The organism is Klebsiella sp. KPN54798 (genome assembly GCF_021184225.1).
Lineage (GTDB): Bacteria > Pseudomonadota > Gammaproteobacteria > Enterobacterales > Enterobacteriaceae > Klebsiella > Klebsiella pneumoniae.
This window is the reverse complement of sequence record NZ_CP089234.1, coordinates 2,319,266-2,343,231: the sequence shown is the minus strand read 5'-3', so window position 1 is coordinate 2,343,231 and position 23,966 is coordinate 2,319,266. Positions and strand designations below refer to the sequence as shown.

Below are 23,966 nucleotides of genomic sequence, written 5' to 3'. Positions count from 1 at the left end.
AGGCGCAGCGAGTTATCGCACGGTCAGCCGCAGCGCAGCGGCGGTGGCGAACGGACACAGGGTGGCGCTGGCGGTTAAGAACGCCGCCAGCATCGCCAGATAGCCGCCAACCGGGAGCTCGGCGGCGGCCGCCTGGCAGGCCGCGGTGGCGAAAATCAGCAGCGGCACCGCCAGCGGCAGCACCAGCAGGCTCAGCAGGACGCCGCCGCGCTTCAGGCCGACCGTCAGGCCAACCCCCACCGCGCCGAGAAAACTGAGCGTCGGGGTGCCAAGCAGCAAGGTCATCGCCAGCACACCGGCGTCATGCAGACTCATCCCCAGCAGCAGCGCCGCCAGCGGCGAGACGATCAGCAGCGGCAGGCCGCTCATCATCCAGTGGGCAACCACCTTCACCAGCACCACCGCCACCAGCGGCGTCGGCAGGAGCATCAGTTGCTCCAGGGAACCGTCCTGCCAGTCGTCGCGAAACAACCGATCCATCACCAGCAGCGCCGCCAGCAGCGCGGCGACCCACACCACGCCCGGCGCAATCTGCGCCAGCAGCTGCGGCGCGGCGCCTACGCCGAACGGAAACAGGGTGATGACGATCAGAAAGAACCAGAGCGGATTGAGGATCTCCGCCCCGCTGCGCCACGCCAGGCGCAGTTCCCGGGCCAACAGCGCACGCATCATTGCCCGCCTCCAGCGTCGCCGCCGAGGCGCAGGGTGCGCAACGGACAGCCCAGCGGCCGCAGCGGCTGGTGGGTGGTGAGGATGGCGCATCCCCCCTGCCGGGCGTGCTGCTCCAGGCGACGGGTCAGGGTTTCCATCGCCGCGGCGTCGAGGGCGGTGAACGGCTCATCGAGGATCCACAGCGGCGCGTCGGTTAACCACAGGCGGGTGAGCGCCACCCGACGCTGCTGCCCGGCGGAGAGCTGGCTCAAGGGGAGATCTTCATAGCCCGCCAGGCCGACGGCGGCGAGGGCGCTTTCCCGCTGCTGAAGGCGGCTGGCCGGAAAGAAGAAACGCAGGTTTTCATCGGCGGTCAGCGCCGCGTTAACGCCGGGTTTATGGCCCAGCCACAGCAGCTGACGGTGAAATGACTCCCGGACCTTCGCCAGCGGCTGGCCCTGCCAGCTCACCACCCCGCTTTCCGGGCGCGCCAGGCCGCAGAGGATCCGCAGCAGCGAGGTTTTCCCCGCGCCGTTATCACCGGCGACCTGTAGCAGCTCGCCGGCAGCGAGGGACAGCGTCAGCGCCGCAAACAGCGGTCGATCGTCAACGATGCAGGTCAGTCGCTCTGCATGCAGCATGAAGGCAAACTCCTTGATTCAGACAGTATTTTACGTCGTCGCTAAGTATGGGTTGCGCCGCGCGGGCGACGCAACCCTGACGGTTACTGTCCGGCCCCCGGCAGCTTCGAGATATCGGCGTTGCCTAACGCCTTCTCATCGTGCGCCGCGGTCTCCTTACGCACCTTCGCCACATCGCTGGCGCTGACCGCCGGCGCGTTGTTGCCCCAGCTGGTGCGGATGAAATTGACCACATCCGCCACCTGCTGGTCGTCCAGGCGCCAGCCGAACGACGGCATGGTCAGGTTGGAGACCGCATCTTTCACCGCCGGCGTGGTGCTCCCGGTCAGAACGATGTGGATAAGCGAAGTGGCATCTTCCGTCTGTACCACCGGGTTGCCCTTCAGCGACGGGAAGGCGCGTTTATAGCCCGCGCCGTCGGTGCGGTGGCAGGCGGCGCAGTTATCGACGTACAGCGCGGCGCCGGTTTTGCTGTCGTTACCCTTCCACAGATCTTTCGCCACGCTGTCTTCCACCGGGGCTGGGGTCTGTTTGCCGCCGCGCGGCGGGAGCGACTTCAGGTAGCGGGCGATGGCGGTGATGTCGTCATCAGAGAGATACTGCAGACTGTGCTCCACCACATCGCTCATGCCGCCGAAGACCACCGATTTATCGTTGCGTCCGGTTTTGAGGAACTCGGCCAGCTCGGCTTCGCTCCAGGTCCCCAGACCGTCGCGGTTTTCGCCGCGCAGGCTGGAGGCGACCCAGCCGTCAATCGGCGCATTGCTACCCGCCAGGTAATCATCGCCTTCGCTTTCGCTGAGCGCTTTTTCCTGCATCGTCAGGCTACGCGGGGTATGACAGGCGCCGCAGTGGCCCAGGCCTTCCACCAGATAGCGGCCGCGCTCCAGCACCGGGTCAACCTGCGGGTTGGCGACAAAGTCGCTCGGCGTCGGGGCGAAGATGCCGCGCCAGAACGCCAGCGGCCAGCGCATCGACAGCGGCCATGGGATGTCGGTGTCCTTGTTGGCGACATTCACCGGCTCCACGCCGTGCATAAAGTAGGCGTACATGGCGCGCATGTCCGCTTCGCTGATCCGCGCGAACGAGGGATACGGCATCGCCGGATAGAGCGTGGAACCGTCTTTCCGCACGCCCTTGCGCACCGCGTCGTCGAACTCTTCGAAGGTGTACCCGCCGATGCCGTGTTCTTTATCCGGCGTGATATTGGTGGAGTAGATGGTGCCGATCGGCGTCTCCATCGGCAAACCGCCGGCGAAAGGTTTCCCTGCTTTGCCGTTGGTGTGGCAGGCGACACAGTCCCCCGCCCGCGCCAGATACTCCCCCTGCTTAATCAGATTGCTGTCCGCAGGCGCCTCTTCGGCAAAAGCCGCGCAGCTCAATGCCCCAAGCACCAGGGCCGATAACCATTGCATTTTCATCATCTGCCTTCCTTTATGCCTGCACCAGGGGACCCGGATTTTTCAGATACTGCTCACGGATCGCCTTCGCTGACCAGTAGGCCAGCGCGGCCACCGTGCCGGTTGGGTTGTAGCCCAGCCCCTGCGGGAACGCGGAGGCGCCGATGACGAAGACGTTATGCACGTCCCAGCTTTGCAGATAACGGTTCACGGCGCTGGTTTTCGGATCTTCCCCCATCACCGCCCCACCGTTCATATGGGTGGTCTGGTAGGTGGTGGTATCAAAGTGGCTGTTGGCGTTTTTCGGGCTGCCGAGGATATATTTCGGCTTCATCGCTTTGGCGATCGGCGCCATCTTATCGAACATAAACTGCGCCATCTTGATGTCGTTTTCCTGCCAGTCGAAGGTCATGCGCAGCAGCGGCTGGCCGAAGACGTTTTTGTAGTTCGGATCAAGATCGAGGTAGTTCTGCCGATAGGACTGGTGCGCGCCGTGGGCATCCATCGACAGGTGATGGGTGTAGGTGTCGGCCACCGCCGCTTTCCACTTGCTGCCCCACGCCGGGGTGCCCGGCGGTACCGGGAAACCGGAGATGGGCTTGGTCCCGGCCTGGTTGACCCAGAACGGCGAACCGCCGACAAAGCCCGCCGCGCCGTGGTCGAAGTTGTCGGCGTTGAAGTCGTCGACGCCGACGCCGTTGCCGCCCGCGCCGATAAACGGATTGGTATAGGTGTCTTTGTCGAAAATGGCCTTGATGGTGGTCATGTTCTGGTAGGCGAAGTTACGCCCCACCACCCCTTCGCCGGTCTCCGGATTGTACGGTTTGCCGATCCCGGAGAGCAGCATCAGGTGCACGTTGTGGAACTGGAAGGCGCCGATAATCACCAGGTCCGCCGGCTGTTCCATTTCGCGCCCCTGGCCGTCGACGTAGGTCACGCCGGTGGCGCGGGATTTGTCGTCGGTCAGGTTGACCTTCAGCACGTTGGCGTTGGTCCGCAGCTCAAAGCGTTTTTCCTGGCGCAGCGCCGGCAGAATGTTCACGTTCGGCGAGGCTTTAGAGTACATGTAGCAGGCGTAGCCGCTGCAGAAACCGCAGAAGTTGCACGGGCCCATCTGCGCGCCGTAGGGGTTGGTATAGGAGTCGGAGGTGTTGGCCGACGGCAGGTTATAGGGGTGATACCCCACTTCCAGCGCCGCTTTTTCAAACAGTTGCGCCGACCAGGTGTTTTTCTGCGCCGGCAGCGGGAAGTCGTCCGAGCGGTCCGGGGCGAAGGCGTTGCCGCCGCGGCCTTTGCCGACGACCTTGCCTTTGATCGACCAGGCGGTCCCGGAGGTACCGAATACTTTTTCCGCTTTATCGAAGAACGGTTCCAGCTCGTCGTAGGTGACGCCGAAATCCTGGATGATCATATCCTGGGGGATGAAGTTTTTGCCGTAGCGTTCTTCATAGTGGCTGCGCATCCGCAGCTCAATGGGATCGACGCGGAAATGGACGCCGGACCAGTGCAGCCCGGCGCCGCCCACGCCGGTACCCGGCAGGAAGGCCGCCAGCTGGCGATAGGGCACCGCCTGCTGGCTGGTGTTATGCCGGATGGTGACGGTGCTTTTCGACAGATCCTGGAACAGCTTGCGGCGGATGTTGTAGGTCAGCTCATCAATCACCTGCGGGTAGGCGCCGTCCGGCCAGGTGTCGCGCATCGGGCCGCGCTCCAGCGCGACGACGTTGAGCCCCGCTTCGGTCAGCTCTTTGGCCATGATCGCCCCAACCCAGCCGAAGCCGACGATCGCGACATCGGTTTTTTTCAATACGGTGGCCATGATTACGCCCTCTCCCCATTAATTGATACCGGCGGGAAGGGGTAGCGTTCGCCCCGTTCAACCCAGTCCATAAAGTCGGCGCGCGCGCCGGGAAAATTAATCAGCGTCCAGCCGACCATGCCTTTATTGCCGCCATGGATCGGGTCGCTGAAGAACCCTTCGCGGGTGTTTTGCAGCAGATAGGTGAAGAACAGCGAGGCCGGCAGCTGTTTGAACTCGGCTTTACCCGATTCCCACAGGCCGAGCGCCTCGTCCTGCTGCTCGCTGCTCAGTTCAGCGAAGGTTTTATGATATTTGTCCTGACACCACGCCTCGGCGTCGGCGATCCCGAGGTTATAGATCTGTTTGGGCACCAGCGGTAGCTGATAACCCATCTCTTTCGGCACGTCGGGATTGAAGGGCCCCTGCATATACCAGATGGAGCCGGTGGCGTAAGGGGTATTGAGCTGGCGGTCGATAAACTCCGGCACGCCGGCCTCTTTGGCGCCGGGACCAAGTTCATCCGCCGGGATTAAGCGAGCGACGGCGGCGTTGATAAACGCCCACTCACGATCGTTGAAGAACTGCGGCTTCCAGTCGCTGGCCGCCGCGGTGTTCCCGGAGGCTGGCTCTGAAGTGGGGGCCGCCTGCGCGGTCGCGCTGGTAGCCACGCCAATAGCCCCTGCTCCCGCGCCGCCGATCACCACCGTCGGGATCAGCGCCATCGATTTCACCAGGAAATCACGCCTGGAATTGTTGGTTTTCTCGCTCGACATCATCACATTCCTGTCATTGAAAATTACTGTTTTTGTCGCTGACAAAACCAGTGAATGTCGTGCTGGAACCGATACCATTGCGCTTTTAAACCGCTTAGCGTCTGGCCCGGCCCGGCAAGTCGGATAAAACATCGCCAGAGGCGATATCATTTATAGGGTTATCGTTTGGATAGTAGACGATTCTCAACGAAACGCGGGAAATCGGAGAGAAATTCACCGGTCTGTCATCGTGAGAAGAGTGCTGCCATAACCTTGAGGCGGTAAACCAGCGGCATTCACACCGCGCTGAGCTTACCCATGCGCCATAAAAGAGTGACTTGTATCACAAATGTTATTTTTTGTTTATGGTACATGGCAGATTAAACGTCTGTAAATACTCGTATTAGGAATAATTAAACATTTTGAGCTGTTAAAAAAGTTAATAACCGTTGTTAACTATCTTGTATCTATTGTCCGGCTAGCGCCTTCAGCTGGCGATATCCCATCCACAGGAGAAGAGAAGATATGTTCGATCATGTGAAATTCGGCGTTAGCGACTATGCCGCCAGCAAAGCGTTCTTTTTGCAGGCCCTGGCCCCGCTTGGCGTAACGTTGGTTGGCGAAGGCGAACCGAGCTACGGCGCAGAGCTGGCCGGCAGCGGCGATGCTTCACTATGCCTCTATCAAAGTGCGGAAAAACCGGCGCCGCTGCACATTGCCTTTCGCGCCGACAGCCGCGAGCAGGTCGATGCCTTCTGGCAGGCAGCGCTGGCCGCCGGAGGAAAGGACAACGGTGCGCCGGGGCTACGGCTAAACTACCACGCCAGTTACTACGCCGCGTTTGTGATTGCGCCAGACGGGCACAATATTGAAGCCGTGTGCCATCTGGCGGGGTAAGCTGAGCGGAAAAAAATTCCCACGTCAGTGGGAAACGCTGAAGGTATGGATGTGTCGGATTCAGCTGACCGGCTCAATGAGGGCGGACAACAGTCCGTTGAAGTGGGTATGTGACTCAATGACATAATCCGAGGAGACTTTATCGCGGATTTCGAAACGGTCATCTGTGAAGCTGTAGACAATCACGGACATGCCCTCTTCACCAATGACTACTTTGCCGATGAGGTTCGGATCGACATAGATTTCGTTAATACGCGTATCAAAGTTTCGAACAAAGATATTCGACCATGCAGGTTCACCGTTCTCTGCCTGCACCAGGCTGTACAATGTCATGCCATTGTACTCACCCCCATCCATAATATTGAACATATCAGCGTAGTCCGGCCGACTAATCAATAGTCGTTGAATATCCTCATAGACCCTTCTTTTCTTGTCCTCCCATTCAACAGGCGCGACTTTGTGCATTAAATCTGCCATGACGTCTGGGTCTACAGGGTCGGCTACGGGATAATTACCTTCAACCATCAGCGACTTCAGGTTACGAATCGTGAAATAGCGCTTTAGCTGGGCGGGGAATAAAACTGGCATTGCGATTGTTTTTCCTTTCTCGTCGCAAAACTCGACCAGATAGCCAGTTGTTGGCGAATTAAAAACCATAACAATAGTACCAAGCGTTCCTTTTACCAGCCCTTCATTCGGCAAATCCTCACTTAAAACCACAACGTCTAATTCGGCACTTTTCATGTTTATTTCCCTATTTAACGTAAATAGTTGTCAGGCGAGGAACGAGCGCATCTGTTTCATACATCCAGCCTGTACGGATGACCGCCGTTTCACCATTGATGCCTAAAATTGGCATATCTACAGCCATTGTTTGACCGTAGTTGTTTGTCTGCAAAATCGTTGCCGGGGCCGATAATACGCCCTTCTGAATTCGTGCTGCTAAGACATCCGCATTCGTTGGGTTGTACCCCAGGGCAGACTCAAACACCCGAGCCTTATGACCGCCTGTAGGATGTGTTGAATCTAAAGCGTACGTCGCGAGTTTTTTCGGATCGATAACGGCGTATTCAGCATTCACTAACGTACCGTTCTCAGAGATGAAGCCCTTCACATACGGGCTTTCGAAGGCTGGTATTTTACTGAGACTCGATAACTCATCTAACTCACTTAAAGGATTCAATCTACCCATTGTTAATCCTGCAGCGAAAGAGGCTCCTGCAATGAGTAATCCTTTATTGCCCATAATCTGGTCGTAACCTGCAGACGCATCCCCACCCAGTTGCAACGCTGTTTCATGGAATCCTTCAAGGTTGCCATTATATATACCGCCAGCGGCTAGCAGTCGGCCAATGGTCTTACTGTTTAGTGTCTTTGACGCTGGTGCGATTCTTGAGCCATTATAATTGTGTTGTATACGCTGAGTGGGAGCTGGCCTCCTTCCTTGGCGATCGGCAATCGTGTGCCTGTAGGCGTTCATAATTTCGTCCTTAAACCACGCATGGTATGACGAAGAGGTAGGGGTAAAAATTAAATCGCCATTGTCGTCGATGTAAAATGGATTTCTGTCACTGCTCCAACACCTGGAGATATCCACACCAACAAGCCAGCCAATTTGTAACCTGTGCTCTACCTCATCATAGATAGGATCTGCATAGCTACGTTGCCTTCGTTCATATGGCCTTTTATGTGGAGATGAGTTGTATATTTCCTTCGGTAAGCCAAAAGCGAGGCTGTGACCATTCGCCTCACAGGAGAGGTCGTAATTTATACACGCTTCTCTTAGCGAACCTGCTGGTGTCAAAATATATTGAAAGTCTTCAGGATTTAATTGGCGTATTAAATCATGTGACTGGTAAAGTCGAAACATATGAATTCCCTATCCTTCATTTTATAAGAATCATTCGCCGTTATTGCTTTAAACAGTTCCCTTCTCTTTCGCAATAAAATATTCCTACCTCTCCCAAACGACAGTTTCATTAGCTAAAAATTATTTTAAGTTTCGCTGGCTATAAAATATTTATTCTAATACGAGTATTCCGCTTATTGCTAAGTCCCACATGTGTAGGGAAGACTCCAGTACGCCAATGCTGGTAGACCCCTCACAAGAAACACCCCCACGTGCGTGGGGAAGACAAAAAGTGGCACTGAGTGAAGCCTCTAAGGTCAGAAACACCCCCACGTGCGTGGGGAAGACAGGTCCAGTTCGTGCTGCCGGATAACGCAGCCGGAAACACCCCCACGTGCGTGGGGAAGACGCATGCTTCCACTCCTTTTGGCGCTCACCTTCAGAAACACCCCCACGTGCGTGGGGAAGACCTTCGACACCAACCCAAACAGATCTGGCCTGGAGAAACACCCCCACGTGCGTGGGGAAGACCGGCGCGCCAGGCGTTATTGTCATCCACCCGCAGAAACACCCCCACGTGCGTGGGGAAGACCAGCGCTGCGCTGATTGTCAGGAAGAAGAGGAAGAAACACCCCCACGTGCGTGGGGAAGACGCCAGCGCAGCGAAGTAGGCAAAGTTGTCATCGGAAACACCCCCACGTGCGTGGGGAAGACGTAGTGCTTGCGAAGGATGGGGGGCATACAGCGGAAACACCCCCACGTGCGTGGGGAAGACCGTCAGCACTAGACGCTTTTACTGACTCGAATGGAAACACCCCCACGTGCGTGGGGAAGACCCTACCAGCAGCATCACGGCATACGTCAACCAGGAAACACCCCCACGTGCGTGGGGAAGACGCCTTGCAAACATCAGAAGAAACGAACCAAGGAGAAACACCCCCACGTGCGTGGGGAAGACCTCCTGAGCCTTTGCGTCAAAGAGCTGGGTGTAGAAACACCCCCACGTGCGTGGGGAAGACAGCCGCAGCGGGGAGGATGACGAGGTCGTCGCGGAAACACCCCCACGTGCGTGGGGAAGACACAAAATAGACAAAATGATTTCAGAGATTGATAGAAACACCCCCACGTGCGTGGGAAGACTGCACCTGACAGAGCAACATTTTGCTTTTGCAGGAAACACCCCCACGTGCGTGGGGAAGACTGAGACGAAAGCACGGTTACGCTGCATAGTTAAGAAACACCCCCACGTGCGTGGGGAAGACCCACATGGCATCAAGGCGCTGCTGGCGGTACTGGAAACACCCCACGTGCGTGGGGAAGACTTGCGGTCCAGCGTATTGCCGTAATTCACGACGGAAACACCCCACGTGCGTGGGGAAGACTCATCCTCAAACCACGAAACGTAAGCATTAATAGAAACACCCCCACGTGCGTGGGGAAGACCCGCTAAGGTCTTTGTTGCTGATAACCTTTCCGGAAACACCCCACGTGCGTGGGGAAGACCCATCGGCGATAAGACTGAATGGACATACCTTGGAAACACCCCCACGTGCGTGGGGAAGACCTCACAGCATCCTTTTGAGCCGAAATTGAAATAGAAACACCCCACGTGCGTGGGGAAGACATTGTACTGAACAATCTGCACTCGCGCAAACCAGAAACACCCCCACGTGCGTGGGGAAGACCAGGAGGGGCCATTGTCTTCTGCATGGGGCTAAGAAACACCCCCACGTGCGTGGGGAAGACTGGTGTAGGCGTACATGGCGTCATTGTACTCAGGAAACACCCCCACGTGCGTGGGGAAGACCCAACCAGGACAATAATCAGGGATATTGAGGAGGAAACACCCCACGTGCGTGGGAAGACCATTCATGAAATTCGTTCCCGGAATCATACCCAGAAACACCCCACGTGCGTGGGGAAGACGAATGAGCAAGAAAAGCCTTGCCGGAAGAATTGGAAACACCCCACGTGCGTGGGGAAGACTCACCCCAAGCCAACGTGAGGCGCTGGACATGAGAAACACCCCCACGTGCGTGGGGAAGACATCCGCCTATGCCGGACAGTGCATTGACATTAAGAAACACCCCACGTGCGTGGGGAAGACATCTCTCTGCGATTATTGGCCGTGCGTTCACAGGAAACACCCCACGTGCGTGGGGAAGACACATCTGTCGGGGGTTTGATGACATGTATACGGGAAACACCCCCACGTGCGTGGGGAAGACCCAGAAACAATCAGTCACATCAAACGCGCAGGAGAAACACCCCCACGTGCGTGGGGAAGACACCAACATATTGTGAAAGAGCGAGAGTTTAACCACAATATCCACGTATTACGACAGTTTTAGGGTTTCAATAATCAGCTGTAACCCACTGAGATCAATAATCGGCTTTCTGACCTCACCCTTGTAGCGAATTTCATAACCAGGCGGTTGAGGAATACTGCGAAACAGCATCAGGCCTGATTCCACAGGCGTGTACTGCAACAGGTAATCAACAACGGTTTGCGCGACCGAATCTTTGACGCCTGAGACAAAAACATTTGGCCGTGGTTCGACAAACCACAGCTTCATTCGTCCACGCACCGCTGGCGGCAGATCATTTGCCAGTACGACGAGCACCTTTCCCTCCCATCAGCTCATTGATATCGGCCGCAATCAGGTTGAGCAAATCCAGGGCTATCACTCGCTTTCTGAATGCCTCAGAGACTTTGTGTTTATCGTAGCGGCCCGCCATTTCCCTCGAGAGTGAAAATGCCAAATCAATACAGAGCCGTTCTTTGTAAAGGTCGGCCAGATCATAGACAAACGGTAAAGGGCTACCTGAATGGATAAAGCCGATATGCGGCGAGTAGCCCATCGCATGCACAACCGAGCATAAAATGCCATACAGGGCGGCGTTGGTGGAGGTCAGTACCTGGTTTGTCAGGTCACTCAGTTCAAACTTGCCTGGTGTAAACTGACGCCCTTTCCAGCCGACGCCATACTCCTGCGCTTTCTGCTGATACAACGCGCGAACCCGACTCCCCTCCATGCCCATCATGCTGTTTAAACTTTTACCCTCCAGATCGGCATCCGGAAAGCGTTTAGCAAACATCGCCCGGGCAACCTTGAGGGTAGACGATGCATCGCAGGCCAGCGCCATCTGCGCTTTAAGATTGCGGGTATCTGCAGTAGGCAAAAAACCGGCGGCATAAAACAGCAGGCTATCCTCGCCCACCCAGCACACCGCACAGTTAGCCGCAGTTGCGGTTTTGATCGCCTCATGAGTCACAGTTGTCCCGGGGCCAAGCAGCAGCGTGTTGATGGTCGCCACTGGGAGAGGCACCACGTTGCCATCCGCATCCACCCATTTCACACTGCTGTCATCAATTTCCAGCCGCCCGCGCTCAAGATAGAGAAAAGGATATTTATCTTTTACCTGAGGCAGGAGTTCGCGGGTAACTTTGACAAACAGCCTCTCCCCCTGGGCCATTAGCCGCACTCCAGCACGGTCACCTGACGATCCCGGTAACGCTTATGCCGGCCGAACTGCACCGGGACATCATTAAGCGTGATGACATCGCCATCCCCTTCCCCTTCAATGACCTTGTAACTCAGCGTGCGCCGCTTACTCTCAGCTAATGTCCTGGCCTGCTGCCATGCCGCTTCTGCGCTGTCATAGATGCCCTGATAGATCAGCTCGCTGGGCACGCAGCTTTTACGACCGAGATATAAATCCCATACCGGATTTTGTAGCGCCTCTGGTAACGACTCGGCTTGCTGGCTGCCAAGTCCCATTACCACGGCGAATACGGCATCCTGGAGATAGTGGCGGTAGGTCATTTTCGTTCCACCCCCTACGGCTTTCTTTCCATCGGATGTTTTAGGGATCAGCAGACTTTGCCACGGATCGCTGTCGTCATATCCGCTGCCAACCATCTGGAAATCGCACAATGTCGGCTCGCGCAGGAGCGGCTGGCCCTCCTTGTCGGTTCGGGCGTAGGCGCGAACCTCCATCGGCAGGTTATTCATCTCCGCCAGCCACTCGACCTCTGGCCCCGCGGCGCCTCGTGCACAGCAAATCAGCCCCAGAATGCCCGAGCGAGTCGGGAAATTCAGCGTATCGCGCACACCGAACTTTGAATCGCCCCCCCAGGACTGCAGCGGCCCTTCAAGCCACAGCAGCATATATTGCGTAGTTTGTCTCATCTCCACCGTCCATTACAGATGTGACTGTAAGTCAGCGATCAGGCGGTCAATGCTGTAGTCGAGGTCCTCACCCCACTCATAATCGCCTTGTTTGCCGAACAAGGAGCCAGAGAGTTTTTCTTTTGTATGCAACCAGTTTTTGAGCGCCGCTTTACTGGGAGATAAGAAGCCTTCACCCTGACTCTTAACTGGCTGCTCGAATGAAGCCTGCAGACCCTGACCTTTACGCAGTAACACGCGGGCATATTCCCACGGGCAGGCCCCGGACTGCGTTGTCTGTCGGGCTGAGGGGACGGCGACATAGAGTGCCTTAACAAAAGCGGCGACGGCGGTTTTCATATCGGCGTCCTCACCCAACGTCTGCGCCAGTTGCCCGAGATCCAAGCTGACATAGCGATAGTAGGTCGCCGAATTAAACTCCAGGCTGCCCATATGTGCCGAACCGCTTTCATCCTCCGTTTTACAGTCATCCACGGCGGTAAAAAACTCGATCTCATTACTCACTTTATGGGTGGAAATGGCATGCGCGAACGATGCCGCCGCCTCAACGTTCATATCCGCCGCTTTGGCCACCATGCGCCCGAAAAGCGCAATATCCAGGGCATCCAGGGTATTGTTAACCACCTTTTTGGCGACTTTGACCAGCTCTTTGTCTTTCAGGCTGGCGGCGTCAAAATCTTTTCCCTGCGCATAAGCGGCAAATGCGGCGGCCTCAGCCTCGCTGAGAAACAGCAGGGTATCATCGGAGAAAAAAGCGGCCATCGCTTCACCGCATCCGGTGGCCTGTTCTTCGCTCGCTCCCAGTGCGCGACAGGCGTTGGCCAGCAGTGAGGCAGTTTTTTTACTACGCACCCCGAGACGAATACCAAAATCAGGCAGCGCCAGACGCACCTGGCGCTTCCAGCACTGCGATGACACTCTGGCGCGCGACACACCGCCAACGATGGCGGACTTGGGGGCGCCCACGTCATCGCGGTTAAGGCAGGTCACCGGGAAAGACTGCAGAATATGAAACTCAATACGGGTGTTTCTGAACGGGGTAGTCATAAGATTATCCTTAATAAATTGTTAAACCATCAGGAAAAAAGCGCATCAACAACGGGCACAATCTGCAGCAGGCCGCAGCCAAAGGCTCGCCCTTTACCAATGCCATGATGAAAACTATGCTGGAACTTCTGTCGGTCGGTGACGGTGAGCAGCCCCTGCACCGTCGCCTTGCCAAGCGTTACCTGGCGGCCGCCTTTATCTTTAAACTGCAGCACTTCCATCGCCTCAACCTGCAAGCCAGGAAGGTCAACGTCAAAGCCCCAGCGGCTGGCGGCTCGCTGAATAAACCACTGCGCAATATCGGCCCGGCCTTTCACCGCGACGCGTTTACCCGTTTGCTTATCTTTCCGTACCGGATTCACTTGTACCTGAAAGCGATAACGCGAATGGGAGAGAAAGGCGGCCGGAATCGATTTACTGATGACCTCACCGTACAGGCCATCAACCTTTGCAGCCGGAAGTCTGTCAGAGACGATCAATATTTTGCGGCCATGAAAATCCCCGCCCTGGTCGGCATAGGCGATCCCGCTCGAAATATGGCTGCACTTCTCCCGGTCTGTACGCGCGTCAGCAAACAGGCTGTACACCACCCGGTGTAGGGAGTAGGCATCGCTTATTTTCAGCGCTTTCACCGCAGCGCGATCGAGATGTAAAGCACTCGCAAAGAGGTCAGTCATGTGAATTCCTCGCCTCACTCCCGGCAGCCTCACCGGCACGACGATAGAATTCCTGCGCCCAGCGGGCGCGGATCCGTTCGCGACTGCTGCCGGAGAACCACTGCAGTTCGTTGAGTAGCCCTGCGAAATCCGGCGTCACACTGCGGCTGGCCATTAATGCCAACAACGGGCGCAAAATACGGCACGCTTCGCTGGTCGAAGTACAGGCCAACAGCCGTCGCAGGCGAGCTTTCGCCTGTTCAGACTGATTGCCTTCGGGATAACAACCGGCAATGGCGGCCCCCAGAGTGATTGTGCCATTGCTGGCCGGTTTCGCCTTTGCCAGCGCGGCGCCAATGACGCAGTACGGCAGGCGTTGCCACTCTTTTTCCAGGTCAATGCCAAACCCCGCCAGGATTTCCCAGCTCTGATACTCGGTCGCCGGGTTATCCGCTCGTTTAAGGCGGGCGGCAAAGCCATTGTCTTTCGCGATACGCTCAATCACGTAACCGACAAATCGTTTGGCAGGCGATTCGTTACCGGCGCTTTCGGCGGTAACGTCTGCAGGAACCTGATCCATGATGATCCTCCTTAATCGAGGGTGAGATATTGGGAAAAATTAGGCCGGGCCAGCGCCCAGGCATCTAATTGACGGGCACTGTCGGCGGGACAGAGCTGATCAAAAACCTGCCCGGCGTACCTGGCAAAAATTTTTCGTAACTGAAGACGCGCGGTATGGTCTTCACCGGAATTCAAGCAAGCATTAATTAGGGTCTGAGCCTGACGTTCACAAAGTTGCCAGAATATCGTCGTCGCTTTTTCGGCCTGCTTTGCCACAAAGGGTTGAGCCTTCCCTGTCGCTGATTTATCAATATCTGATAGCTGGCGAAAATAACGTACAACTGCACCCCAAAGCTGTTTTTGCACAGCATCAAGCTGCGTCATTTCATATTTTAAATACTCTAAAAATGTGTGATTGATTAAATCTGATGACAACCATATTTCTGACTGAACATAATCATCGGTCCCTGAAGCGTACTGTTCCCCCGCATTACTACTCACCCTTAAGCCGCCTGACCATAGCGCAAACTGCTCCGCATGATGGGTTATCCGCTTCAGAGGAAGGCTAAGCTGACGGGTTTCATATCCCCGGGGGCTATCTTGCTCAATAAACTGCAATAACGACGTCAGTTCGCGCCAGGGGCGTTTACCCGGATTAACCCATAACGCCTTTGGTTTCTTTCCTGAAAAATCGACGGACACCGAGGGGTCGGTTTTGCCCTCCAGATAACCGGCATGGCTTATTCCATCGCTATAGTGAATGCCGTCCTCAGCTAACAGACAAAATTTACCCATCGAGATCAAGCGGCCCAGCAACGACGCTTTCAACGAGCGCGCAATGTCATCATCTTCCCCTGTCGGCATTCGCTCCCAGGGAGCAGTCCCCAGCGTGGGATACATCGCCAGCTGCGTAATATCCTCAGCGGTAAACAAATTGAGCCAAATGCTCTGTACGATTGAATTCCCCTGCCAGAACGAATGTAACAATCCCATATGCCCGACAGAAACCCCGGCCTTTCCACTGCCCGGCTTTCCCTTGTCGTTTTGTTTACCCCGATAGCCCGGCGTTAATACCACAGAGTTATCGGTTTTCTTGCCTCCGAGCCCAAAGCCCATTTGCATAACAATAGCTAGCGCTTTGTCTGCATCAGTTAATTGCTGCTGTTGCTGACTTTCGGTCAAAACGGTGGTATTGCCGGTACTCACCTCCGGTGATAATACTCCCAATGACTTACATTCCGCGGCCTGAATAGCGGGCATCTGTAAGAACGGCTTTTCGCCATACAGATAAAAACGGTCATGCCATTTAGCAAGGTACTGCAGGCAGCAATGGGCCATTCCCTGCCAGCCCATCTGCTGCCAGTCGCTATCATCTGTCGGCGTCGCTGCTGCCTGGGCGATGGCGAGTAGCAATTTAGTGAGCGCGATTTTTTCTACCGGATTCCCACCTAAAGCGCGTAATTCCGGCTGGCTGAAAATATCGGTTAAACTGACCAACCCCACATCCACGACCGCAATCCAGGGTTCATCAATCAAATTGAAGCGGTTCTCCATGGTTTATTCCTTTTTGGAAATGGCCCGGAAGCCAAGATATTCACTATATTCGAGAGTGTATTTATCGCCTGCGGGCCGGCCATCCAGTGTCTTCAACTCACCCGCCGGGCTGACAATCGCAACCCGCAGTAACGCCTCGTCATCTTCGGGGCGACCAAGATAGAACACCTCCTGCAGGTGTAATTTTTCCAGCTCACTTTTAGCTATTGTGGGCGGACAAAAAGCCGGGCTAACTCGCACCAGCTGCTGATTAAGCACCACCGCCAGCTGTCGCCACTGCGCCCGGCTTAAACGATGGCGCCCATGCGGAAGGGTTAATTCAGCACCATCTAGCAGGCGCATATACGTGATGCCGTCTTGCGTACGCAGACCACGCAGCAGCAACAGGTCATGGGTGTCACGATCGCTATAGCGAGTCTCCGCTTTATGCTCAGGCAGCGTTTTCCCGCCGGTAGATAACGTGAGCTTCGCCAGCGACTGCAGCGCCTGTTCTCCTGAACGAAAGCGGCTGCCATTCTTCAGCTCATGCAATAGGGTGGCCCATGTCCCCTCTTCAGCGCGCTCGGTATAGGTTTGATCGATCAGGGGGCGAATATCCCCTGGCAATGAGAGGGACGGGATCGCTTGCCAGACCTCCAGACTGCGGCATAACACATAGGGCGAATAGACCATCGCGCTCATGCCGAATGCAGAACCCGGGTTGGCTAAAGCACTCTCCAGCGAGGGGGACAATAGCCAGCATTCCGCCTTCGCGCTGGCATGGCGGGGCGTATCGGTATGTCGCCACAGCCGACCAAGACGTTGCAGCAACATATCGGTTGGCGCAAAACGGCTGACGAGGAAATCAGCATCTATATCGAGGGATTGTTCCAGAACCTGGGTCCCGACTAAAATGCGTCCGCACTGTTTACGTTGGGGCCAACCCGCCCGGCCGTAAAGCGCGACCCAGCGTTGCTCATGCCGGTTGCGGTGCTGGGGCGTAAAACGGGAATGTAAGAGTCCTGTTTCACATCCCGCCTCGACCGCCCGGCTGGCCAAGTCCAGATATGTTTGTTGCGCTTCGGCAATGGTGTTCTCAATCCATAAAACCTGCTGCCCGAGCTCTGCGCGCCGCAGCGCCTCTTCCCGCGCGGACTCATCTTTACGACAAGAATGGAGGATGACGGTGGTATTCTCGGTGACGGGAACGCCAATCTCGACCAGACCGCGCTCCCGTTCCGCTGATGGCGCCGCGGTAATCAGCGGGTATGCCTCACTGGTTGTGCTTTGCTGCAGTAATGCGTCGCGACGCGTCTGACTCAGCGTGGCGCTAAGAATAATCACTGTACAGTCGATTTGACGGAGGAATTCGACTAACGCATTAAGAATCGTGCCAGTGTATAAATCGTAAGTATGAACTTCATCAAGGATCACAACCTTGCCTGCGAGCCCATACGCTCTGACAAAACCATGCTTAACATTCATCACCGCCATCAACGCCTGATCGATGGTACCGACGGCAAACGGCGCTAATAAGCCGCGTTTACGGTGGTTAAACCACGCACCACCAGGGCTTCCTTCCTCCCCCATCTCGGTATCCATCAACCAGGCGCCGGAATGCAAAAGTAAGGCATGTTGCGGGGTTTCAGTACTGACAATCTGATGCAAAAACGCATTAAAGCGATCGTATATTTTGTTCGAGGTTAGCTGGGTGGGTAGCGCAAAATAAATGCCGGTTGCTTTTTCCTGGACCAACATTTGATAAGCCGCGTATAACGCGGCTTCGGTTTTCCCCATTCCCATTTGCGCTTCGAGAATATAGAGACCAGGCCCCACAACCTGGTCAATAAAGCGCGATTGCGCTTCGCGTGGTTTCTTCGGTGGATCGTCAGGAAAAAAGACGTCCGCAAAGGATAGTCCCTGACGGATAACGGGTTTAATAAAGCCGGCGTTATTAAGGGCTGCGGTTATGACAGGCTGCCACGCTTGCTCAGGATTTTCAAAAAACTCACCGGATCCAATCCAGTCAGCTACCGAGGTCAACCCGGCGACCACGCGAGCCTGAGCGGCTGAATCAAATGTCGGCCAATCTGCGGAGAATTCCGCTTTCAGCTTATCCACGAGTTTTTTACGCTCATCAAACCAGAGCGGCCCGCCGAATACTTCAGCGTCGCCACGCCTGCCGTTGAGCCCTGGATTAAAACCATGATGCTGACCGAGGATCTCAGGAACATAGCGCGGAGCATGTAAACTTTCCGCTGTCGCCTGACTGACGCCTGCATGTCCTCCCCAGAGTGTTTCGAGTCCGGGGTTCACCGCCGATAACCCAGCAAGACGGTGATCATTAACGTCACATGCCGCAAAAATTTTGGCGGCAAAAGTCGGACTGACCTTTCCGATATCGTGGCCAGCCGCTGCCATTTCACTTCCCGCTGGAAAGAGTCGACTTCGCATCGGTTCGGGATACAACGCTATAAGCGCCCGAGCAATCTCCCCGACAATCTGACAATGGCTCAATACCGAGCGTCCCTGCACCACGCGACCATCACTCAACATCCGGGTTTTCGCTGGACAGTTTTCAAAACTTATCGCCGCGATGGCATGTTGATTTTGTAGCGAAACCCTGATCAAGCGCCTCATGGAATTTTTCCTTAAAAAACATGTGCCCTTTATTAATACTAAAAACCGGGAAACTTATAAATAACTTTTTATAAAATCAAAAATGTCCACAACACACTGAATTAAAGATAAAAGCCAAAAATAATATTATAAAAAGCTATAAATAATTAATATGAAGAACAATATCTCCAGACGAGTAATAAACTCGAATGATTTAGATGCCCCTAAAGAAAGTATAGGACAAACATAGTTCACGAATATTTATAAGTAAAATCATACAAAAAACATATGAGACTGTGCTGGCCAAACGAAATTTCGAAGACATTGATGTACATTAAGGATAACTATGTCACGGCATTGATGCCTCTACGTCAGGAATCCCCTTTCATCTGAGAAATGCGCACAGACGTGACTTGTCGTCACTTGAAAGGCGAAAACACCTCCACGCATGTGGGGAAGACAGGATAGAGCCAAATCCGCTCACACGTGATGAAGAAACACCCCCACACATGTGGGGAAGACCCGGCATCCGTCAGCTCGACGGCCAGCTGCAGGGAAACACCCCACGCGTGTGGGGAAGACACGTGATCGCCCTGGCGCGGACGCCGGGAGGTAGAAACACCCCCACGCGTGTGGGGAAGACATGGTGCGACTGTAGAATCCTCACCATGCACGAGAAACACCCCCACGCGTGTGGGGAAGACGATAATCCCGTCAGGTTGTGACTCTGCACGATAGAAACACCCCCACGCGTGTGGGGAAGACGGTGGTCGCCGCTGGAACAAGGCGCTGATGACGGAAACACCCCCACGCGTGTGGGGAAGACCTATTTCGGGTCCAACAAACGGCACGCCGATCAGAAACACCCCCACGCGTGTGGGGAAGACATAGCGAAGGATGAAGGAGATAAAAAAGAGCCGGAAACACCCCCACGTGTGTGGGGAAGACGCTTCGTTTGCCGCTCTTACACTGCAACCCATAGAAACACCCCCACGTGTGTGGGGAAGACACCAGCATATTGTGTTTAGCGGCGTATTAAAACGCCAGATTTACAACAATTGCACTCCGCAGGGTTTCCGCATCAGCATCAACATTCATCAAACGAAAAAGTATGTCACCATATAACCACCGTCGATTTGCTGCTGACCTGGACCGGTCTACCCTACTGGCCTGCCCGGCCCGCAGCCGGGGGTAAAACGCTTTTGTCATCCCCAGAACGTAGCGCGTCATCCTGGCGCTTGCCTTCCGTGGCTTCGCGAAGTTACCGCTGCGGAAAAATCCACACATCCTCCGCCGGGAGCGTCAGATGGCAGTGTTCGGCATCGCGCAGCGCCGTTCCGTAGGCGCGCAGCGGAAAGTCGTCGCCTTCGGTACGGAACAGGTACTCCCAGCGGTCGCCGAGGTACATGCTGGTCAGCAGCGGTAGCTGGAGGCTGTTATCCTGCGCTGCGCCGTCGAGTCGCAGGCGCTCGACGCGGATCACCGCCGTCGCCGGCTCGCCAACGCTAACCCCCTCGCCCGCTCGCCCCCACAGGCTCCAGCTGGCGCCTTCGATCCGCGCCCTGCCGTTCTCCAGCGCCATCACTTTGCCGTGCAGGCGGTTATTGCTGCCCATAAACTCAGCGGCGAACAGCGTCGCCGGGCTGCCGTACATCTCCTGCGGCGTCCCCTGTTGCTCAATGACGCCATTGTTCAGCAGCAGAATACGATCGGAGATGGCCATTGCTTCATTCTGATCGTGGGTGACCATCAGCGCCGAGAGGCCCAGCTTAATGATCAGCTCGCGCAGAAACACCCGCGCCTCTTCGCGCAGCTTGGCGTCAAGGTTGGAGAGCGGTTCATCCAGCAGGATCACCGGCGGGTTGTAAACCAGCGCCCGACCGATGGCCACCCGCTGCTGCTGGCCACCGGAGAGCTGGTGCGGATGGCGGTTGCCAAGGTGCCCCAGCCCCAGCTGATCCAGCACACGCTGCACCCGCTCTTTTATCTCCCCGGCGGCCACTTTACGCAGCTTCAGCGGATAGGCCACATTGTCGAACACCGTTTTGTGCGGCCACAGGGCATAGGACTGGAACACCAGGCCGAGGTTACGCTCTTCGGCCGGGATCTCGCTGCGCGGCGTGCCGTCGTACACCGTGCGGTTGCCGATGGCGATCCGTCCGCTCGTCGGTTTTTCCAGCCCAGCCACCGCCCGCAGCAGCGTGGTTTTCCCGCTTCCCGAAGGCCCCAGCAGCGATACTACCTCCCCCCGGCCGAGCGTCATGGACACCCCCTTCAACACCGGGTTGTCGCCATAGGTGAGATGCAGATTTTCTACCGATAACTCAATCATGTAATTTCACTCCAAAGCGCAGGGCGATACCCAGGCCAATCACCACCAGCAGAATATTGATAAAGGAGAGCGCCGCGACGATATCGATGGCCCCCGCCGCCCACAGCGACACCAGCATCGAGCCGATGGTTTCGGTACCCGGCGACAGCAGATAGACGCCGGTGGAATACTCGCGCTCAAAGATCAGGAACATCAGCAGCCAGGAGCCAATCAGCCCATAGCGCGACAGCGGAACGGTCACGTGGCGGGTGATCTGCCCCCGCGAGGCGCCGGTGCTACGCGCCGCCTCCTCCAGCTCCGGGCCCACCTGCAGCAGCGTCGAGGAGATGAGCCGCAGGCCGTAGGCCATCCACACCACGGTGTAGGCCAGCCAGACGCTGAAGATGGTGTTGCGCAGGGCGCGCAGCTGCACAATAAGGTGCTCCCGCAGCCAGTCGGCCACCGGCAGCGCCGAGAGCCAGCCGTGCTTCAGCGACTGATCGAGCCACATCGGTACAAACAGGAATACCCACAGGAAGGCCAGGCCGGCCAGCAGCCCCGGTACCGCGCGCGGGACCAGCACGCTGTAGTCGAGAAAGCGGGTGACGTTATCCGCTTTGCGGTGCATGGCGATGCCGACAAACAGATAGCAGATCACCGCCAGCGCGCCGCCGATGATGCCGATAGCCATCGAGTTGACGATCGCCCGCAGCAGGTTGGGCTGCTGCCAGATATTGTGGAACGTCGCCAGCGACAGCTCATCCCACAGCGACACGCCGACGCCCCAGTTGGAGATAAAAGCGCGCAGCGCCACGCCGAGCAGCGGTACGCCGATGGTCACCGTCAGCCAGGCCACCACCACCGCCCCGGCCACCCAGCGCCATTTGCCCAGCGGCAGCGCCCGCGCCTGGGACGCCTTGCCCTTCATGGTGACAAAGCGGTTGGCGGTGCGCATCAGCCGCCGCTGGAGCATCACCAGCGGGATGGTGATGCAGATCAGCACCACCGCCACCGCCGCCATCAGATGGTAGGAGGGGGTGCCGAGCTTGTTAGTCAGCTTGTAGAGATAGGTCGCCAGCACCATGTTGCCCTCGGGGTCGCCCAACACCAGCATCAGACCGAAGACTTCCAGACCGAGGAAAAAGAGCAACACGCAGGCGTAAAGAATGGATGGCCGCACCATCGGCAGACTCACCGAGGTCATCACCTGCAGCGGCGTGGCGCCGACGGTGCGCGCCGCCTCTTCCACGTCGGAGCCGACGCTGCGCAGCGCCGAAGAGATATAGAGATAGGCATGCGGAACGTGAGTTAAGCCGGCGATGACCACAATGCTGAACATCGAGTAGATATTCCACGGCACAAAGCCGATCAGCTGCTGCGCCCACTGGGAAAAGAAGCCTACCGGCCCGGCGGCCACCACGTAGCCAAAGCCCAGCACCATCGGCGAGACGAAGATCGGCACCAGGATCAGCGGCTCAATGATCCGCCGGCCGGGTAAATCGGTGCGCACCATCAGAAACGCCAAAATACCGCCCAGCGGAATGGCGATAATCACCAGGCCAAAGGCCAGAATAAAACCTGACCTTAATGCCAGATAAAAATCCGGGTCGGTAAAAATAAAGGCGAAGGCTTCCAGACTCCACGATTTGGAGCGGGAAAAGAACGGTGCCGAAAGAAAACTCTGCACCACAATAAATAACAGCGGGACATAAATCACCAGCGCCGTGATGCACACCACCACGCCGCGCGGCAGCCCCTGCCACTTTCTGCGTAATACGTTCATGGTTCATCCCTTCGGTCAGGTGAATAAACCCGCCGGGTGTGAATAGGGGCATCGGCGATGCCCCATGGGAGGATTATTTCGCGGCGGCGCTGCGCCATTGTTTAATAAACTGCAGACGTTTTTTCGGCTGTAAATAATCGAGCAGCGTTTCGTTGACCGGGATCGGTTTTAACGCTTTGCCCAGCAGCGCGGTCATGCCGTCGATATCATTTTTACCTGCAATATCGCGACGAATAGAGGGAATATCCGCCTGGCTGGCGAGGATCTGCTGGCCTTTTTCCGACAGGACATAATCCAGCCACAATTTCGCCGCATTGGGATGTTCGCTCTCCTGGCTAATAAACGAGACGCGGGAGAGCACCAGCACGTAATCTTTCGGATAAGCAATACCTAAAGAGGGATCGTTTTTCGCCCGCGCTTCGGCATAAGAGCCAAGAATGTTATAGCCGATCAGGTTTTCGCCGGAGGAGACGCGCTCCATCATTGTGCCGGTGGATGACTGCACCGTCAGGCCGCCTTTGGCGATATTCGCCAGGTCGGCAAAATAGTTCGCGTCGGCCTGGCTGTCCTGTACCGCCAGCATAAAGCCGAGGCCCGATTTTTCGATATCGTAGGTGGTGACTTTGCCTTTAAATTTATCGGCCTGGCTGGCGATAAGTTTTGCCAGCGCGGTATGCGAATCCGGAACCTCATTCTGCGGGATCAGCCGTTTGTTATAGATAAACACCACCGGCTCGTAGGTGGTGCCATAGGCTTTCTGCTGCCAGACCGCCCAGTCGGGTAATTGCTTCACCTCCGGCGAGGCATATTGTTCGGCGTATTCGGTGGCTAATTTCAGCGCCGTATCCATCGATGAGCTCCACACCACATCCCCGCTGCCGCCCCCGGCGGCCTGTTCGCTGATATAGCGGTTATACAGCTCAGTACTGTTCATGTCGTTATATTCGACTTTTACACCCGGGTATTGCGCTTCAAATCCCTTAATTAACGGCCCGGCCGCTTTGGTATCGGTCGTGGAATAGATCACCACCTTGCCCTCTTTTACGGCGGCATCAATCGTTTTTTGATAATCCGCGGGATAGCCCGCAGGCACCTCCGCCCAGGCGGCACAGGCGAAAACGGCCGTCAGTGAAACCACTAAACCACTTATTTTCTTATACATGATACCAACCTTTAATCATCAATTAATAAACACAAATTTAACATATAGTGGTATCAGCTCCCCTTGCAACGACGGGGATGGCTTTTTTCTGGCTTTTGTGACACTGGCAG

19 protein-coding genes and 1 CRISPR repeat array are annotated in these 23,966 nt (G+C 56.2%); of the genes, 1 reads left to right on the top strand and 18 read right to left on the bottom strand.

Annotated features, from left to right (window positions below):
* Positions 1 to 12: 12 nt before the first annotated feature.
* The 5 genes from ccmB to LPQ25_RS11175 all read right to left on the bottom strand — a co-directional run bounded on the left by ccmB (position 13) and on the right by LPQ25_RS11175 (position 5,269).
* Positions 13 to 672 (bottom strand): heme exporter protein CcmB, encoded by a 660-nt coding sequence (ccmB, locus tag LPQ25_RS11195; RefSeq protein WP_014907445.1) that lies wholly within the window; start codon positions 670 to 672, stop codon positions 13 to 15.
* Positions 669 to 1,292: a cytochrome c biogenesis heme-transporting ATPase CcmA gene (gene ccmA / locus LPQ25_RS11190; RefSeq protein WP_014907444.1), complete on the bottom strand. Its 624-nt coding sequence runs from the start codon at positions 1,290 to 1,292 to the stop codon at positions 669 to 671. Before ccmA ends, ccmB begins: the two co-directional genes overlap by 4 nt.
* An 83-nt stretch (positions 1,293 to 1,375) precedes the next feature.
* Entirely contained in the window at positions 1,376 to 2,716 is a 1,341-nt protein-coding gene (locus LPQ25_RS11185) for a c-type cytochrome (RefSeq protein ID WP_004217197.1), read from the bottom strand.
* A gap of 10 nt (positions 2,717 to 2,726) precedes the next feature.
* A complete protein-coding gene (locus LPQ25_RS11180; protein WP_002908285.1) occupies positions 2,727 to 4,511 on the bottom strand; it encodes a GMC family oxidoreductase in 1,785 nt (594 codons plus the stop codon).
* Positions 4,512 to 4,513: 2 nt separating this feature from the next.
* On the bottom strand, positions 4,514 to 5,269 hold the full coding sequence (locus LPQ25_RS11175) for a gluconate 2-dehydrogenase subunit 3 family protein (protein WP_014907442.1): 756 nt from the start codon (positions 5,267 to 5,269) through the stop codon (positions 4,514 to 4,516).
* Between the two features lie 501 nt (positions 5,270 to 5,770).
* Between LPQ25_RS11175 and LPQ25_RS11170 the strand changes: the two genes are divergently transcribed.
* Positions 5,771 to 6,142, top strand: a complete 372-nt coding sequence (locus LPQ25_RS11170) for a VOC family protein (RefSeq protein ID WP_014907441.1) — start codon at positions 5,771 to 5,773, stop codon at positions 6,140 to 6,142.
* A gap of 60 nt (positions 6,143 to 6,202) precedes the next feature.
* Here the strand turns inward: LPQ25_RS11170 and LPQ25_RS11165 are convergent, their stop codons facing one another.
* The 13 genes from LPQ25_RS11165 to LPQ25_RS11105 all read right to left on the bottom strand — a co-directional run bounded on the left by LPQ25_RS11165 (position 6,203) and on the right by LPQ25_RS11105 (position 23,856).
* Positions 6,203 to 6,886, bottom strand: coding sequence for a YrhA family protein (locus LPQ25_RS11165; protein WP_004891304.1), 684 nt, complete (start codon positions 6,884 to 6,886; stop codon positions 6,203 to 6,205).
* Positions 6,887 to 6,896: 10 nt separating this feature from the next.
* Positions 6,897 to 8,012: a DUF6883 domain-containing protein gene (locus LPQ25_RS11160; protein ID WP_015874885.1), complete on the bottom strand. Its 1,116-nt coding sequence runs from the start codon at positions 8,010 to 8,012 to the stop codon at positions 6,897 to 6,899.
* A 238-nt stretch (positions 8,013 to 8,250) separates the two neighbouring features.
* Positions 8,251 to 9,798: direct repeats of the CRISPR family, unit length 28 nt; unit sequence GAAACACCCCCACGTGCGTGGGGAAGAC.
* 529 nt (positions 9,799 to 10,327) lie between these two features.
* Entirely contained in the window at positions 10,328 to 10,615 is a 288-nt protein-coding gene (cas2e, locus tag LPQ25_RS11155; RefSeq protein WP_004180288.1) for a type I-E CRISPR-associated endoribonuclease Cas2e, read from the bottom strand.
* The gene (gene cas1e / locus LPQ25_RS11150; protein WP_014907439.1) at positions 10,593 to 11,468 is read right to left on the bottom strand and encodes a type I-E CRISPR-associated endonuclease Cas1e; all 876 of its coding nucleotides are present in this window, start codon (positions 11,466 to 11,468) and stop codon (positions 10,593 to 10,595) included. Before cas1e ends, cas2e begins: the two co-directional genes overlap by 23 nt.
* Positions 11,468 to 12,184 carry a type I-E CRISPR-associated protein Cas5/CasD gene (gene cas5e, locus LPQ25_RS11145; RefSeq protein WP_023317605.1) on the bottom strand — a complete coding sequence of 239 codons (717 nt, stop codon included), beginning with the start codon at positions 12,182 to 12,184 and terminating at the stop codon, positions 11,468 to 11,470. Before cas5e ends, cas1e begins: the two co-directional genes overlap by 1 nt.
* 12 nt (positions 12,185 to 12,196) lie before the next feature.
* Positions 12,197 to 13,231 carry a type I-E CRISPR-associated protein Cas7/Cse4/CasC gene (cas7e, locus tag LPQ25_RS11140; RefSeq protein ID WP_004180294.1) on the bottom strand — a complete coding sequence of 345 codons (1,035 nt, stop codon included), beginning with the start codon at positions 13,229 to 13,231 and terminating at the stop codon, positions 12,197 to 12,199.
* 29 nt (positions 13,232 to 13,260) lie between these two features.
* Entirely contained in the window at positions 13,261 to 13,908 is a 648-nt protein-coding gene (gene cas6e / locus LPQ25_RS11135) for a type I-E CRISPR-associated protein Cas6/Cse3/CasE (RefSeq protein ID WP_014907437.1), read from the bottom strand.
* The gene (casB, locus tag LPQ25_RS11130) at positions 13,901 to 14,467 is read right to left on the bottom strand and encodes a type I-E CRISPR-associated protein Cse2/CasB (protein ID WP_004180297.1); all 567 of its coding nucleotides are present in this window, start codon (positions 14,465 to 14,467) and stop codon (positions 13,901 to 13,903) included. Before casB ends, cas6e begins: the two co-directional genes overlap by 8 nt.
* A gap of 11 nt (positions 14,468 to 14,478) precedes the next feature.
* A complete protein-coding gene (casA, locus tag LPQ25_RS11125) occupies positions 14,479 to 16,002 on the bottom strand; it encodes a type I-E CRISPR-associated protein Cse1/CasA (RefSeq protein ID WP_004180298.1) in 1,524 nt (507 codons plus the stop codon).
* Positions 16,003 to 16,005: 3 nt separating this feature from the next.
* Entirely contained in the window at positions 16,006 to 18,621 is a 2,616-nt protein-coding gene (cas3, locus tag LPQ25_RS11120; RefSeq protein WP_015874888.1) for a CRISPR-associated helicase Cas3', read from the bottom strand.
* A 1,240-nt stretch (positions 18,622 to 19,861) separates the two neighbouring features.
* Entirely contained in the window at positions 19,862 to 20,932 is a 1,071-nt protein-coding gene (locus tag LPQ25_RS11115; RefSeq protein ID WP_002908292.1) for an ABC transporter ATP-binding protein, read from the bottom strand.
* Positions 20,925 to 22,694, bottom strand: coding sequence for an ABC transporter permease (locus LPQ25_RS11110; RefSeq protein WP_002908294.1), 1,770 nt, complete (start codon positions 22,692 to 22,694; stop codon positions 20,925 to 20,927). The genes LPQ25_RS11115 and LPQ25_RS11110 overlap by 8 nt, the downstream gene beginning before the upstream one ends.
* 73 nt (positions 22,695 to 22,767) lie before the next feature.
* Positions 22,768 to 23,856 carry an ABC transporter substrate-binding protein gene (locus LPQ25_RS11105; RefSeq protein WP_014907434.1) on the bottom strand — a complete coding sequence of 363 codons (1,089 nt, stop codon included), beginning with the start codon at positions 23,854 to 23,856 and terminating at the stop codon, positions 22,768 to 22,770.
* Positions 23,857 to 23,966: the final 110 nt, after the last annotated feature.